The sequence below is a fragment of the Paenibacillus sp. GCM10027627 genome (assembly GCF_042675505.1).
Taxonomy (GTDB): domain Bacteria; phylum Bacillota; class Bacilli; order Paenibacillales; family Paenibacillaceae; genus Pristimantibacillus.
The window spans coordinates 868,145-882,476 of record NZ_JBHTHB010000001.1 but is presented as its reverse complement, the minus strand read 5'-3'; the positions used below and the strand labels follow the sequence as shown (position 1 = coordinate 882,476).

At 47.7% G+C, this 14,332-nt stretch carries 14 protein-coding genes; 6 read left to right on the top strand and 8 right to left on the bottom strand.

Features of this window, described 5'->3' with window-relative positions; translation table 11 throughout:
• Positions 1-59: 59 nt before the first annotated feature.
• The 3 genes from ACFQZE_RS04165 to ACFQZE_RS04155 are packed head-to-tail and all read right to left on the bottom strand — an operon-like array spanning position 60 to position 3,637.
• Positions 60-1,121, bottom strand: a complete 1,062-nt coding sequence (locus ACFQZE_RS04165) for a sensor histidine kinase (RefSeq protein ID WP_379353963.1) — start codon at positions 1,119-1,121, stop codon at positions 60-62.
• A complete protein-coding gene (locus ACFQZE_RS04160; RefSeq protein ID WP_379355499.1) occupies positions 1,114-1,797 on the bottom strand; it encodes a response regulator transcription factor in 684 nt (227 codons plus the stop codon). The genes ACFQZE_RS04165 and ACFQZE_RS04160 overlap by 8 nt, the downstream gene beginning before the upstream one ends.
• Before the next feature lie 55 nt (positions 1,798-1,852).
• The gene (locus ACFQZE_RS04155) at positions 1,853-3,637 is read right to left on the bottom strand and encodes an ABC transporter ATP-binding protein (protein ID WP_379353961.1); all 1,785 of its coding nucleotides are present in this window, start codon (positions 3,635-3,637) and stop codon (positions 1,853-1,855) included.
• A 180-nt stretch (positions 3,638-3,817) separates the two neighbouring features.
• On the opposite strand from ACFQZE_RS04155, the gene ACFQZE_RS04150 reads away from it, so the two are divergent.
• The 3 genes from ACFQZE_RS04150 to ACFQZE_RS04140 all read left to right on the top strand — a co-directional run bounded on the left by ACFQZE_RS04150 (position 3,818) and on the right by ACFQZE_RS04140 (position 6,790).
• Positions 3,818-4,705 (top strand): LysR family transcriptional regulator, encoded by an 888-nt coding sequence (locus ACFQZE_RS04150; RefSeq protein WP_379353959.1) that lies wholly within the window; start codon positions 3,818-3,820, stop codon positions 4,703-4,705.
• Positions 4,706-4,796: 91 nt separating this feature from the next.
• Positions 4,797-5,951: an MFS transporter gene (locus ACFQZE_RS04145; protein WP_379353957.1), complete on the top strand. Its 1,155-nt coding sequence runs from the start codon at positions 4,797-4,799 to the stop codon at positions 5,949-5,951.
• Positions 5,948-6,790 (top strand): DUF6282 family protein, encoded by an 843-nt coding sequence (locus ACFQZE_RS04140; RefSeq protein WP_379353955.1) that lies wholly within the window; start codon positions 5,948-5,950, stop codon positions 6,788-6,790. Before ACFQZE_RS04145 ends, ACFQZE_RS04140 begins: the two co-directional genes overlap by 4 nt.
• Before the next feature lie 77 nt (positions 6,791-6,867).
• On the opposite strand, the gene ACFQZE_RS04135 is transcribed toward ACFQZE_RS04140, so the two are convergent.
• Both ACFQZE_RS04135 and ACFQZE_RS04130 read right to left on the bottom strand, forming a co-directional pair.
• Positions 6,868-7,272 (bottom strand): hypothetical protein, encoded by a 405-nt coding sequence (locus ACFQZE_RS04135; RefSeq protein ID WP_379353953.1) that lies wholly within the window; start codon positions 7,270-7,272, stop codon positions 6,868-6,870.
• A 17-nt stretch (positions 7,273-7,289) separates the two neighbouring features.
• The gene (locus ACFQZE_RS04130; protein ID WP_379353951.1) at positions 7,290-9,086 is read right to left on the bottom strand and encodes an SgrR family transcriptional regulator; all 1,797 of its coding nucleotides are present in this window, start codon (positions 9,084-9,086) and stop codon (positions 7,290-7,292) included.
• A 128-nt stretch (positions 9,087-9,214) separates the two neighbouring features.
• On the opposite strand from ACFQZE_RS04130, the gene ACFQZE_RS04125 reads away from it, so the two are divergent.
• Together ACFQZE_RS04125 and ACFQZE_RS04120 are read left to right on the top strand one after the other, a co-directional pair.
• Positions 9,215-9,424 (top strand): hypothetical protein, encoded by a 210-nt coding sequence (locus tag ACFQZE_RS04125; RefSeq protein WP_379353949.1) that lies wholly within the window; start codon positions 9,215-9,217, stop codon positions 9,422-9,424.
• A gap of 41 nt (positions 9,425-9,465) precedes the next feature.
• Positions 9,466-9,975 carry a GNAT family N-acetyltransferase gene (locus ACFQZE_RS04120; RefSeq protein ID WP_379353947.1) on the top strand — a complete coding sequence of 170 codons (510 nt, stop codon included), beginning with the start codon at positions 9,466-9,468 and terminating at the stop codon, positions 9,973-9,975.
• Positions 9,976-10,059: 84 nt separating this feature from the next.
• Here ACFQZE_RS04120 and ACFQZE_RS04115 read toward each other — a convergent pair whose 3' ends face one another.
• Together ACFQZE_RS04115 and ACFQZE_RS04110 are read right to left on the bottom strand one after the other, a co-directional pair.
• On the bottom strand, positions 10,060-10,791 hold the full coding sequence (locus ACFQZE_RS04115) for a ZIP family metal transporter (RefSeq protein ID WP_379353945.1): 732 nt from the start codon (positions 10,789-10,791) through the stop codon (positions 10,060-10,062).
• Between the two features lie 13 nt (positions 10,792-10,804).
• A complete protein-coding gene (locus ACFQZE_RS04110) occupies positions 10,805-11,323 on the bottom strand; it encodes an NUDIX hydrolase (protein ID WP_379353943.1) in 519 nt (172 codons plus the stop codon).
• A gap of 217 nt (positions 11,324-11,540) precedes the next feature.
• On the opposite strand from ACFQZE_RS04110, the gene ACFQZE_RS04105 reads away from it, so the two are divergent.
• On the top strand, positions 11,541-13,475 hold the full coding sequence (locus ACFQZE_RS04105; RefSeq protein ID WP_379353941.1) for a stalk domain-containing protein: 1,935 nt from the start codon (positions 11,541-11,543) through the stop codon (positions 13,473-13,475).
• Between the two features lie 54 nt (positions 13,476-13,529).
• On the opposite strand, the gene hisA is transcribed toward ACFQZE_RS04105, so the two are convergent.
• Positions 13,530-14,285 (bottom strand): phosphoribosylformimino-5-aminoimidazole carboxamide ribotide isomerase, encoded by a 756-nt coding sequence (gene hisA, locus ACFQZE_RS04100; protein WP_379353939.1) that lies wholly within the window; start codon positions 14,283-14,285, stop codon positions 13,530-13,532.
• Positions 14,286-14,332: the final 47 nt, after the last annotated feature.

Below are 14,332 nucleotides of genomic sequence, written 5' to 3'. Positions count from 1 at the left end.
AAGTAATCATTTTTGAGTTTATCATTTTAATAGAGTTAGTTCCGCAAAAAGAATGTCTTTCATTTTGGCATCATATTTTCCTCAGGCAGTACAATACGGATAGTTGTACCTTTACCTACGGTGCTTTCGGTTTCAATAAGGCCGTTGTGCCGCTCGATGATTCTTTTTACAATAGATAAGCCAAGCCCGCTGCCCCCCTGCTCCCGGTTGCGCGAACGGTCGGCCTTGTAAAATCGCTCGAAAATGCGGGACAAATGCTCCTCCGGAATACCGGCCCCGCTGTCGCGAACATAAATATGCCACTTTTCACCGACGCGTGCTGCGCCCATTTCAATTTCACCGCCCGACGGAGTAAATTTAATGCTGTTGGTCAGTAAATTCACCCATACCTGCTGCATCAGCTCTTCATCCGCATAAGCCGTTATTTCCGGCAGTTCTGCGCGAAGCGACAGCCCTTTGCCCATCCATTGCGGCTCCAAAGCAAGTGCGGCGGTGCGAAGTCCCCTATCGAGCCGATAAGGCTTAAGATCGAGCGGATAGCTTTCACTATCGAGCGAAGCAAGCTTCAGCAAGTTATCGCTAAGAGCGGAAAGCCGTTTGCTCTCCGTTTCGATAATGGTTAAATACCGGTCGCGAGCAGCTTCGTCCAATGTGCCGGTCCGCAGCACTTTCGCAAATCCCCCGATTGAAGTTAAGGGAGATTGAATCTCGTGTGATACATCGGATACAAATTGCTGGCGCAGCAGCTCCATTTGCTTCAAATCGTGAGCCATGGCATGGAAATTGTGCGCAAGCTCCGAAAACGGCTCATTTTTCCCAATATGATCTAAGTTAACATCAAAATCTCCTTTAGCAATCCGGCGCATCGCCCCATTCACCTCATCGATGAGCGGGAAAGAGCGCGGATTCATCCAATGGCCAATCGCATAAGCTCCCAAAAAGAAGATAAAGGAGCCTGTCATGCCAACAGCCATAACGAACCAATAACGCGGCGCATCGGGAGCCCATTTTTGAAACAAAAACGACATACCGACATAGGCAAGCGACAGAGAGGCGATCCAGCAAAGGAGCAAAGCGGCAAAGATAATGATCCATCTAAGCTGACCGTTCCATCTATCCATGAGGGACTCCCTTCTCCAACCGGTAGCCGAGCCCTCGAATCGTTTGAAGTCGAACGGGAATGTTCCACTCCGCAAATTTATCGCGAAGACGGTTTACATGCACATCGAGCGTACGTTCATTTCCGTCAAAATCGATTCCCCAAATGCCCTGAATGAGCGATTCGCGCAGCACGGTTCTCCCGATATTTTCAGCAAGCTTGAATAACACCTCAAACTCTTTGGGAGGGAGCGCGACTGTACGCGACTCCATCTCCACCTCTAGGCTTTGCTTTCTTAGCGTAAAGCCCGCGACGCTTAGCACCGGCATCGCTGTTAGACGGTACCTTTTCAGGAGCGCCTTGATGCGGGCGAGCAGCTCGTCGGGATCAAACGGCTTGACGAGATAATCGTCCGCCCCCGCGTCAAATCCTTTTAGCTTGTGAACCGTCTCTCCTTTTGCCGTCAGCATAAGCACCGGTATATCGCGCAATGTCCGGATTTCGGCGCATAATGCGAGGCCGTCCGTTCCCGGAAGCATGATGTCCAATATGGCCAAATCGACGTTGCCGGTCTCGATTTCGTTCATTCCTTCGCGGGCATCCGCCGCTTCTTTTACCGTAAAACCGGCCCTCTTCAGAACGACCGCGACCAACTCCCGAATAAACGGGTCGTCGTCCACTACAAGCAATGTTGGCATTTTCATCCCCATGTCTCCCGCTTTCTTGCCGGATTTCCTTTCCAATATGGTTCTATTATATCACTTCTGACGAAATGGCCGCCGAATCGACGCGCAGCTGCTGATCCGCAAATTTTCGATACAGCTCATGACTTTGATAAAGCTCGTCATGTGTTCCGCTTCCCGTTACAGAGCCTTTTTCCAAAAAGACAATCCGGTGCGCATCCACAACGGTTGCCAGGCGATGTGCAATGACAATCGTTGTTCGGCCTGCCATAAGATTGCGAAGCGCTTGCTGAACAAGCTCTTCCGATTGGCTGTCCAAGTTGGACGTTGCTTCGTCCAGCATCAAAATTTGAGGATCGCGCAGCAGCGCTCTTGCGATTGCAATTCTTTGGCGTTGCCCGCCGGACAGCTTAATTCCTCTTTCGCCTACTTCGGTATTGTAGCCTTGCGGGAGCTCGCGGATAAATGCGTCCGCATAGGCCATTTTCGCCGCATGCTGAAGCTCTTGCTCGGAAACTTCCCGCTCTAGCCCGTAAGTAATATTGTCGCGAATCGTTCCGGCGAGAATCGGACTTTCTTGCGATACGTAGCCGATTTGCCGCCGCCATGCCTGAAGCGGATAGTGCCCGATGTCCCGCCCCCCGAACAAAATCGCTCCTTCCGACGGCTTATAAAATCGCTCAAGCAGCGCAAACAGCGTCGTTTTGCCGCCCCCGCTTGGACCCACGATAGCGGTTGTTTTACCTGGTTCTATGACTAAATCCACCTCTTTTAAAATAGGCTGATCAGCCTTGTAGGCAAACGATAGGCCGTTTAGCAAAATCGGGCTTGAAGAAGGCAGACTCTCCGTGCCTCCTTCCTCCTCTTCTTCTGATGCCAATATAGCCATCAGGCTTTCCGTCGCGCCTAGCGCTTTTTGGTATTGGGTAAAAAACTGGGAGATCATCATCACCGGAAACACGATCTGAAACAAATAAAGAATAAAAGCGACGAGCTCTCCTGCCGTCATAACGCCAGCAGCGATTTGCGCTCCGCCGAACCCGATAATGCCGACCAATATGAGCAAAATGACAAGCGAAACGGCAGGAGACATAATCGCCTGAATCCGCGCTTCTTTTATGCCGTAACGGAAAAGGCTGGCGATGCCCGATCCTCCCTTTTTGTATTCCGCTTGCTCAGCCCCTGAAGCTTTGACAAGCCTAATGTCGGAGACTACGCGGCTTAAAGTGGATGTAAAGGAAGCTGTCTCGTCCTGCATCCCTTTGGATATCGTGTACATCGCTTTGCCAAGCGGGATAAGCAACAAAGCGGAGGTCAAAAACACCCCGATGATCACAAGCGTCATTTGCCAGCTCATGTACAGCATTAGCGCTAATGAGCCTACTAATGAAACGAGCCCTGTCACCATATTGGAAAAATGCTCGGCCACCAGTCCTCGTACAACCGCCGTATCGTTCGTCACCCGGCTGATGACGTCCCCGGAAGCGTGCTGGTCAAAATATCCGATGCGCAGCTTCAATATTTTGCGCCATAGCATATCTCGAATCGAGGCGACCACTTTGTTGCCGCTGTAGCTGAACATAAAGACGGATAAGCTTTGCGAAGCGGCTTGAACGATAACGGCCGCTGCCATAAGCGCCGCTTGCCCGGCTCCCCATTTTTCAATTGAAAATCCGTTTACCAAATCCTTTGTCAACATCGGCACCGCCAAATAAGCAAGCGTTGCTAGCAAACTGAGCAGCAAAGCCGTTCCGAGCAGAAGTTTAGGAGGTTTTGCGCTCTTAATCAGCCCGAGCAATGCTCTCCAATTTCCTGGCGTCCCTGTTTTGTTGTTGTTCCTATAGGTTTCGTCCATCGTTTAAGCCTTCTTTCTCTCTCAAATTTGTCTTGAAGCCGCTCTCCCCGGCAATCTCAATATAACGCGTCAATTTAAACGGAATTTAAACGAACATTATTTGCTTAATCGTGATCAATGGGACCGAAGATGATATGATAAAAAAGTAGTTGGCACCGTCTGTCACCAGGAGGAATCCTTATGGAAGATAAAGATTGGACGTTACTCGAAGTTTTGTTCGAAGAAAAAAACATTACAAGAGCGGCTGAGCGGCTGTACACTTCTCAACCCGCCCTTACTTATCGCTTGCAGCAAATCGAAAAAGAATTTGGCGTTACGCTGATGTACCGGGGGCGCCGGGGAGTGGAATTTACAGAGCAAGGAGAATATTTGGTCCAATATGCCAAAGAAATGCAGGTTCGGCTTAAAAGCATGAAAGAGCTGCTTTGGAATCTCGGGGGTACGGTGCAGGGCACGCTTCGTATCGGAACGGCGAGAGCCATTGCTCTGTATAGACTTCCCGCTTGGTTGAAAGCGTTTACCGAGCAATACCCGCTAGTCGATTTTACAGTCCAAACGGGTTTAAATCCTGAAATTATCGCTTCGGTTCATAAGCAGGACGTGCATATCGGAATTGTACGCGGAGATCATCATTGGCCGGAGGAAAAGATTGTACTGGAGCAAGAAAATATTTGCATTTTGGCGAATCGGGAAATCGATTTGGACGACCTCCCTTCACTGCCTAGAATTCTTTATCAGACGGACCCCGCTTTAATTATGACGATCGACACTTGGTGGAAAGAACGGTACGGGAAGCCGCCTACTATTTTTATGTCGGTCGATAATATGGAAATTGCGAAACGGATGATTATGAACGGTCTCGGTTATGCCATCGTACCGAACATTTTAATAGAAGAAGGAGATGAGCTATACAGCCAGCGGTTGATAGACCGAAGCGGCAAGCCTGTTTTGTGGACGACATGGATGTTTTATCGAAAAGCGTTTTTGGAGTTGTCTGCGGTCCGTTCGTTCGTCCGCTTTTTGAATCAGGAGTCGAAGCGAAACGGTCAGCCGGGGATAGATATTTAATTTTTTTATCGTAAACCATCCAGTTTATCTATTTTTCTAATCGAACGGCCAAAGCTATAATGAACACCATGACAGATGGGAGATGACTATCATGGTGTTCCGCATCATTATTCTCTGTATATTTAGCTTTCAAATTGTATTGAACATGACCAGGCCCATTATTACGCTTTACAGTTCTGACTTAGGTGCATCAACGCTTGAAATCGGATATTTGACCGCAGCTTACGCGATCTTGCCGCTGCTGTTTTCCATTCATGCCGGAAGGTTCGCCGATAAGGTAGGAGACCGCATTCCGGTGCTGACCGGATTTATCGGCTGTATGATCGGGATGATTTTTCCGCTCCTGTTCGGCACCATTTGGTCCATCTACGTCTCGCAAGTCATTATAGGTATATCCCACGTGCTCATCGTCATTTCGCTGCAAAGCGTCATGGGTCTTTCCGCAACCCCGGAAAAAAGAGACTATTATTTCAGCATGTTTTCGACTGCCGTATCGGCCGGGGCCGTTGTAGGCCCGGTGGCTGGAGGTTATTTAGCGGAACATCTCTCTTACGAATCCGTTTTTGCAGTATCGCTTGCTGTCTGCGTCGCCGCTTTTTTTGTCGCACTACAGCTGCGGTCGCCTATTCGGGCAAAAGGAAAAACCGATTCCAACCTGCTTTCTTCTGTCAAAATGTTAAAAGTTCCGGTGCTGCGCAAAGCGATGATTTCGAGCGCTCTCGCCTTGTACAGCCGCGATATTTTCGTCGCCTATTTTCCGTTGTACGGTAAAGAACTGGACTTCTCTACCTCCACAATCGGCTGGATCATAACGATTCAAGGCATTACGATGGTAGCGGTACGCTTATTGTTAACGAGGTTAACAACCGCATTTGGACGCGATTATGTACTGATGGCTTCCATTTTTATTGCTGGCCTTTCCTTCTTTTTGGTTCCGTTCACGGAAAAGGTATGGTTGCTCGCCATTTGGAGCGCTTGCATGGGCGCGGGTCTTGGCTGCAGCCAGCCGCTTTCGATGACAACGACGTACAACGCATCGCCAAAGTCGAAAACCGGCGAAGTACTTGGTCTTCGTCTTACGATCAACCGGGCTTCACAGCTTGCTGCGCCGCTTTTTTTCGGCATTGTCGGTTCAACGACGGGGTTGCTGTCCGTGTTTCTATTAAGCGGAGCTTTTCTAGTCGGCGGCACTTGGGTCATTAAGCCGGGACGGAATGATGGCCGTCCGGAGGAGGAAACGAGTTGATTCGAAGGGAATCATACCCGCTAACGGGTATTATTGATATGCATGTCCATTCCGCACCGGATGTCAGGCAGCGCTCGCATAACGATTTTGAACTCGCAGAGGATGCCGTTCGAATTGGCGCCAAAGCGGTCGTCATCAAGTCCCATCTGGTACCGACGATGGACCGGGCTTATTTAGTGCAAAAAGTATTCCCGGACGTCTCCGTTTTTGGAAGCGTTACCCTAAACTATTCGGTTGGCGGAATCAATCCGTATGCAGTCAAAGCCGCCTTGCAGCTCGGGGCTAAGACGGTATGGCTTCCAACGCTCGATGCCGCCAATCATCGTATGCAAACAGGCGGATGCGGAGGTATTGAACTGTTTCAGGACGGCAAAACAACGGCCGCTTTAATTGACATCTTCCGTTTGGTGTCGGAGTTTGACGCTATATTAGCGACAGGCCATCTCTCCCCTCTCGAAATATTTAAAGTGGCCGACGAGGCCAAAAAATATGGTGTGCAAAAGCTCGTCGTCACTCATCCCGAGTTTAGTCTCATACGGCTTACCTATTCGCAACAGCGCGATTTAACCGAAAACTATGGCGTTTATTTGGAACGAACATACGCTCAGCCCATCGGCGGCGGCAAATATACATCCAACCTGCTCGAAAATGTAAAAGCGATTGAGGCCGTTGGCCCAGAATCCACAATTGTGGCGACGGACAGCGGCCAGATCGAGAATCCGCCATGGCGCGATACGATCCGGGACTATGTCGATTATTTGCTGCACAGCGGCCTCTCCCCTGAGGCTGTTGATCGTATGACGAAAATAAATCCTGCCCGTTTGCTGAATCTAAAATAAAACAAAAAGCGAAGTCGTTTTATAGGCTTCGCTTTTTATATGGGTATAAGGTTTACATAATTATAATTATGTAATGTCTATTCGTCAATCATCCGTTTTTGCTCTTTTTTATTATCCATTGAGAATTCCTTAATATAAATGAGTTCCATCCATGCTTCTAAAGTTTCTTTTATTTCAAAACGGTCTCTAGATCGTTTTTCTTTTAATGTATCCCAGTTCTCATTCACTGCGACAAGAACGAACTCTCCATCTGTGCTCGAATCCGGGTACCAGCCTAAATCGAGAAGCAACGTTTCTTTTCTCTGCTTGGGTACAAGCCAACTGCCCTCTTCAAGCTTCATTTGGTGAATTTGTAATAAATCTTGAGTAAAATAGTGCCAATTGGCAATAAAATCATCTTTTTCAGGTTCTGGCTCAACATCATAAAACCTGTTATAACATACTGCAAAGCCGGTAGGAAAACGCAGTTCCATTAGATTCATTTAATTGATTATCTCCCCTATTTAGCCCGCTGCGGCTTATCCAGCCAAATGTCTTTAAAGTCGATCCAGCCAAGCGAATTTACTCCGACCCCTTTTATGCTAGGGTTGTAATACATGTTTAGCTTTTTATGCAAAAGGAACAGAACATGCTTCTCATCCCGCAGCATCCGCTCTACTTCCATCAGCTCTTTCCATCTATCTGCACCATCCTTGCAGGCGAGTGCCAGCTCAACCCTTTCTTTGATGCATGTCAAAAGCTCAGGGTCCAGATGCTCGCGCAAAAAGTTGCCCGTCTGCTCAAAACATTCAATCATGCACACCTCGTCTTCGGCGAACACGACGCAATAGAGTAGGCAGTCCACTTCCTTCAGCACTTTTTTGTCCCGAATGCTTCTCCAGCTTTCCACTTGAACTTCGACGACAACGCCGTAACGATGGAGTTCATTTTTTAGCCATTGTGCATCCGTTTCATGAATGCCGTAGGTGCCAATTTTAATGGTTTCGCCCCTATAGCCGCACTTGGCAAGCAAAGACAATGCCATGTCGACATCCCAATGCTCCGCCCGTTTATACGATTCTTCACAGGGGTAAAAGCCGCTTGCGGGATACATCCGGTCTTCCCCCAATTCTCGAATCATCCGGCTTCTATCGATGAGCAAATCGATCGCTCTGCGAAAATCCACTGAATGCTGAGGCCCGTCTTTTCCTCTGTTCCAGGTGAGCATACTGCATCCATTGCATACATATTCGACTTTTTGCCAATGCTGCTCCATCGGGGCGTTTTTTAAGTCATGGTCTACAAGGAGCTGTTCCCAGCTTTTTGAATAAGCGACGGTATCCTCCGGCATGGTCACGATGACAACCCCGTCCAGATGGGCGCGGCCTTTAAAATAATGCGGATTGGCCTCCATCGTGAAACGGTCGGGGGTCCATTCCAAGAAGCGGAACGGTCCCGTTCCGACGGGATGCAGCCAGAAGTGCTCATCCTGCGCAACCAAGTCATGCGGCACAATCGAAAGTCCCGGTGCGCACAGGAATCGCGGGAGCAGCCAGTTCGGCGAGCTCAACTTGATCGTGACCGTCCGGGGACCTTTTGACACCACCGTGTCTACAGTTCTAACAAACCAGCCAGAGGCCGTACATCCCCGCAATCTTTCCAACGAAAAGACAACATCCTCCGCGACAAGCTCTCTTCCGTGATGAAAAAAAACGCCTTTCCGAAGGTAGAACGTCCATTCCGTTCCGTCGGCGTTATGCTCCCAGGCATGAGCAAGCGAAGGACCAATTTTGCCTGTGTCTCTATCCGATTGAAGAAGACAGTCAAATAACTGCTTGATCATATGGGCGCTAAATGCGTAATACAAGTCTTTTGGATCCAGGGTCAGGATCGGCCGATAAACGGGAAGCCGCAGCAAATCCGCTTCCAGATCGTTTACAAGCTCGGTGCGGCAGCCGAAATGGCTATTCATCCATTCTACAAATTGATGGCGGACGGAAGTACCCTCCCCGAATCGATCAATCCATTCAAAGGCTTGCTGGTACTCTCCCTTTGCCGCAAGGCTTTGAGCCGTATCGAGCAGCAATTTTTCTTTGGCCGCAAGGAACGTGATACGGGAATGATGTCCCCTGCCGCGTCCGGCCTGCCAATGGATTAAGCCATCTTCCTCCAGTTTGCGCACAATAAGCTTTACATTCCGCTGCGTGCAAAACCAAACATCGGCGAGACCGTCAAGCGTCACGTCAATCGGCTTGCCAGGCCCCGCTTCTCCTGCAATTTTTGTATACATCATTAAGTACCGTTCTTCGCTATGCAACCTCTCTCGCCTCCTGCATCATAACGCTTTTGGATAAAAGGGGAAATGAATGATTCAGATTATACTCTTTTTAGTCCCCTTTTTACAGAGCATAATGAACGTAAGACAAAGAAACGGAGATGATCATCATGCTAACGAATGAATACGTGCAGCATCAGCAATGGAGGGATCGTGAAGCGGAATGGAATCGCAAGGCGGAAAGAGGAGATTTCGCGCATCCTGAGCGGAAGCCAAAACCATCGGCTTTCCGGAAATGGGCTTCGGCTCATAAGCCGGGCTCGAAAAAGGCCGAAATATCCGCCAACCATTGTCAGACGAAGCGAGGCGCACTAAACTAAACAGAATGATGATAAGCAGCTTATATAAAGGAGCATTCACCATGACTGAACGGTTAGAAATTGTACAATTGAATCAGCTAACAAAAGAACAACTCGCGCAGCTTGCATCTTTGCTGATCGGAGTTGTGGAAGACGGCGCCTCCATCGGATTTCTTCCTCCTCTGACCGAACATGAGGCTATTGCATATTGGAGCGGCGTATTGGAGCCTGATCATGTGCTTTGGATTGCAGTTCTGGGAGAGGAGATCGTCGGAAGCGTCCAGCTTCAGCTTGCGGCAAAGCGCAACGCTTCCCACCGAGCGGAAATTGCCAAGCTGATCGTAGCACCGGTTCATCGAAGAAAAGGGATTGCCCGTTTGCTCATGCAGGCAGCCCATGAACGGGCGAAGCAAGAACGCCGCAGCCTCATTGTCCTCGACACAAGAGAAGGCGATCCTTCTAATTTCTTATATTCATCGCTAGGCTATCAAACGGTTGGCCGAATTCCCCGATTTGCGCAGTCCGCAAGCGGACAATTAGAGGCTACCGTCATTTATTACCTCGAACTATAATTCCATTCTGCAAGGCGCCCATCGTCCATTTCAAAAAAAAAAAACGGAGCGCGCCTGCTGAAGGCAGCGCTCCGTTTAATCGTTTTAGCCAAAAAAATAGCTGATATAAATCATCAGGAGCAGTCCAATAATGAACGAATAAGTCGCTGGCCGCTCGTAGCCGTGCCCGTGCGTCTCCGGGATCAATTCTTTGTAGACGATAAACAGCATGGCTCCGGATGCAAAAGCAAGTCCATAGCCGATTAACGATTCGACATAGCTGGCGGCGAAATAACCGACAACAGCTGAAAGCATCTCCATTAAACCGGTAGCTGCCACAATTAGAATCAACTTCAGCTTGCTTACTTTCGATTGGGTCAGAAAAATCGCGAGCACGAGTCCTTCCGGCATATTTTGTGCGCCAATGGCAATGGCGACCATCGGGCCGAGACCTTCGTTTGCGCTGGCATAGCTGAAACCGGTACTTAAGCCTTCCGGTATGTTGTGAATAAAAAGCGCAAAAATAACGAGCAGCGATTTGGAATCGAACGAGCTAATGCCCCGTTTTTGCTCAACGTCGATATGAGGGATGTTTTTTTCCAAAAGATCAAGGACGACGACTCCAATGATAAAACCTATCGTCAGCGGAATGAGTCCGGATTCCTTTAATGCTTGCGGCATTAAGCCGAATGTGGAAGCGGATACCATAATCCCCGCCGTAAAAGCAATAAGAATGTCCTTCCATTTCTCGGACAGAGAACGGACAAACAATAACGGCAAGGCGCCAAGCACCGTTGCCATAGCCGAAATAAAACTGCCGAGCAGTGCAGCGGTCATCCCTTTTCGCCCCTCATCGTTGTAATTGTTTCAAAAAGCATATATCCCTTACTTGAATAAATTTCCCCATATAAGTGATAGGCTTATTTTGTTGCATGCGTTCGATAGCGTCGTGAAGCGGAAGCCAGACCGGCTGAATTGCCGTAGAGTGCTGTTCTTCCGGTTGTTGTGATTGAGAATGCCTCTTTTTGGCTCTTCCTATGTATCCGTATGAAAATTGAAGCAGCTCATGTTCATCTCGATATTCTATAATAAGCCCTGCTTCATGCGTTAATTCCACATCCGCACCAATATCTTCGAGCGTCGCTCTTTTTAATGCCGCTTCCATCGTCTCGCCTTCCAGCACTTCTCCGCCGGGAAGCTTGTAGTAATCTTGGTTTCGCCTTTGCAGAAGCGCCACCTCACCGTTTTCGTTAAAAACGACGGCTCTTACCGCCCTGCGGAACCAAAAGGGCTTGCCGCTTCTTTGCGTGTTGCTATTGCCCCCGTTAATGTCCAGATCGGATTCATATATTTCTTTAATCAGTTCCATGCTGAAAGTTCCCTTCTAGTTGAGTAAAATGGTTTGTCATATTCAGCTTTCCCGATTATACAATGTCTTGGATTACAGGGAAAGTAAAAAGGGTCTTCCGATAGGTATTATTTCATAAAAAATATTAACATTTCGACATTATTCGACAGCATTTTCTAAAAGTCTGTCGTATGATTTGAAAGTTGCATATACATACTCGGAAGGGGAAGCATTCATCTTGTTTAAAAAACTTAGTAAAATCGCAATTGCTTTTGCAATTGCCTTCGGTACCTTTACTTGGTATTCCGGAGACACTACGCATGCACAAGTTTCTTCGCCGCTTGATAAGGGGCTCGAAACAGAAATTCGCGAGGAGCTTGGTCTCAAAGCCAACGAGCCCGTAACGTCGGACGAAGTTCATATTTTGAGGGGACTAGTTATCGAAGACGCTAAAACGGTGCGTAGCCTAACTGGGTTAGAAGAGGCATTTTTCTTGAACTATTTGTTTATTGGCGGAAGCAACAGCAGCTTGGATATTTCTCCACTGCTTGAAATCGATTTGGGCGTACTCGCCATCAATACCAAAGCTTTGAATCAGGGAGGACAAAGAATTATCTCCGAACTGAAAAAAGCGGGAGTATTGATTGTCGATTTGTCGGAATCCGAGCAATATACGGCTCCGATTAAGGTTTTTGTTGACGGTGAGCAGCTTGAACTGACGCCGGTTGTCGTTAATGGAACAACGATGGTTCCGTTCAGACCGCTATTCGAACATTTCGGCCTTAGCATCGGCTGGGATAATAAGACGCGTACCGTCACTGGAACAAAAGAAAAACTTAAAATCTCAATGGTCATCAATAACAAAACAGCAAACGTGAGCGGTCAAAAAGTGAGTCTTCCAGTCGCTCCGACCATTAAAAACGGCACGACGCTCGTCCCTCTCCGTTTTATTGGCGAAGCGACAGGCAAAAGAGTCATTTGGGACGGTCATGTGCGCACCATCCATATTGACTCCACGATCACCTCAATCAATTTTGAAGTTTTGTATGCTCACGCTACTGAGTATACAGGAGGTCAGCAGAACGGACTTCCTCATGGACAAGGCAAGCTGCATTACAAAGGAAAACTGTTCTATGAAGGCCAGTTTGTAAATGGAGTTATTGAAGGACAAGGGAAAATGTACGATTTGACCGATTCCAACTCTTATTATGAAGGAACGTTCGTCAACAATCGTTTCCATGGCAATGGCAAGCTGTTTTATAACAATGGCGGCTACTACGAAGGCCCGTTTGTTAACGGAATGAGAGAAGGCAATGGCAAGCTTGTTGCCGAAGACGGAACGTTGATTTACACAGGCTCATTTAGCCTTGACACTATGCATGGAGAAGGCACGTACAACATGGGCAGCAAGTTCCAGTACGTAGGTTCCTTCAAATACGGCTTGTATCATGGATATGGCAAGTTTTATTTTAACGGGCAATTGCAATATGAAGGAGAATGGTACGAAAACTATCGTTATCATGGCGACAGCTCCATTGGAAGCATGAAATACACGGGTTATTTTAACGATGATCAGCCTCATGGCTACGGTACACTTTACCACGAGGACGGATCATTGGCTTATCGCGGAGAAGTGCGCTGGTATGAATTGACTGGTATTGGAATCATCTATTTGGAAGATGGCGATCGTTATATCGGAGAAGTTTACAACGCGTTGCCTGACGGCTTTGGTTTTATTAAATTGGGTGACAATAAAACAGTTGTCCAAATCGGTTACTATGTCGATGGGGAGTATTATGGCGAAGAGCCTCCTCCACAAACGGAAGATTCCACCATTAAGGAACTTCTCCGCTATTCGGATGCAGGGTATATTAACGGGTTTATGCAAAATGAATTCGGCCTGAAAGAGAACGAATCCATGTATTTTATTCATTTGTCATTTGAAGAAGATGTTGAATTGTTCAACAGCCTATCCAAAGCAGGCAAAGCAAAATTGATCAACAGCTACATTCAGCGTCACTGGATAGATGTCATTCTGGCAGAGAAGGTTTACGCTTATGTCATGTATGATGGCATCATTTACGCTGAAGCAACGCTCACTCCAGATATGGCCGATAGTGCCGTTTCGGTAAGCGAATTCCCGCAAGGTAAAGAAGAGTTGAAAAAACCGTAATGGATTAAAAATCCCCTTTCGTTATCCTACATGGATTTTCGAAAGGGGATTTTTTTAAGCTTGTAAAGACTTGCTGTAAGCAACTACTTGTTCATAAGACAACTTTCCGCCAAAAATATCGAGCGCGCTGCCGATCGTCAAGTCAAGCTTCCCGCTGGAAATGTTGAGAAACTGCTCCATATCCTCTAAGGAACGGGCTCCTCCGGCATAAGTCGTTGGAATTTGAACCCACTCTGCCAAATCTCGTACCAGCTTTTGCTGAATGCCGCTTTGCTTCCCTTCTACGTCCACGGCGTGAATGAGAAACTCGTCGCAGTACCCTTCCAACAATCGAATATTCGTTTCATTAACCTCACAGTCGCTGAACAGCTTCCATTGATTTGTGACGACAAACCATTTCCCGTCTTTCTCCTTACAGCTTAGATCGATGACTAGTTTGTTTTTTCCCGTTTCCGATACGATCCGGTTCAAATGATTTTCGTTTAGCTGACCGTCTCGGAAAATATACGAAGTGACAATGACATGAGTGGCGCCATGCTCCAAATAAGAAGCCGCATTATCGGCCGTTATGCCGCCGCCAATTTGCAGGCCGTTCGGGTATTGCTTCAATGCCTGCACCGCTGCTTCTTCATTACCCGGTCCGAGCATAATGACATGCCCTCCCGTTAATTCGTCTTGGCGGAAACGTTCGGCGTAATAAGCGGAGTCATAAGAGGATACAAAATTTTCGATAATGGCATCGTTAAGCGTTTCTCCGACAATCTGTTTCACTTTCCCGTCATGCAGATCAATACAAGGTCTAAATTTCACCGCGATTCCTCTATTCCTGTAAAATAAAATGGCATCTGCTTCCTATC

Bases quoted from the DNA above. Each gene is read 5' to 3' on its own strand.
- ACFQZE_RS04165 (WP_379353963.1), bottom strand. From the start codon at position 1,121: ATGGATAGATGGAACGGTCAGCTTAGATGGATCATTATCTTTGCCGCT.
- ACFQZE_RS04160 (WP_379355499.1), bottom strand. From the start codon at position 1,797: ATGCCAACATTGCTTGTAGTGGACGACGACCCGTTTATTCGGGAGTTG.
- ACFQZE_RS04155 (WP_379353961.1), bottom strand. From the start codon at position 3,637: ATGGACGAAACCTATAGGAACAACAACAAAACAGGGACGCCAGGAAAT.
- ACFQZE_RS04150 (WP_379353959.1), top strand. From the start codon at position 3,818: ATGGAAGATAAAGATTGGACGTTACTCGAAGTTTTGTTCGAAGAAAAA.
- ACFQZE_RS04145 (WP_379353957.1), top strand. From the start codon at position 4,797: ATGGTGTTCCGCATCATTATTCTCTGTATATTTAGCTTTCAAATTGTA.
- ACFQZE_RS04135 (WP_379353953.1), bottom strand. From the start codon at position 7,272: ATGAATCTAATGGAACTGCGTTTTCCTACCGGCTTTGCAGTATGTTAT.
- ACFQZE_RS04125 (WP_379353949.1), top strand. From the start codon at position 9,215: ATGCTAACGAATGAATACGTGCAGCATCAGCAATGGAGGGATCGTGAA.
- ACFQZE_RS04120 (WP_379353947.1), top strand. From the start codon at position 9,466: ATGACTGAACGGTTAGAAATTGTACAATTGAATCAGCTAACAAAAGAA.
- ACFQZE_RS04115 (WP_379353945.1), bottom strand. From the start codon at position 10,791: ATGACCGCTGCACTGCTCGGCAGTTTTATTTCGGCTATGGCAACGGTG.
- ACFQZE_RS04110 (WP_379353943.1), bottom strand. From the start codon at position 11,323: ATGGAACTGATTAAAGAAATATATGAATCCGATCTGGACATTAACGGG.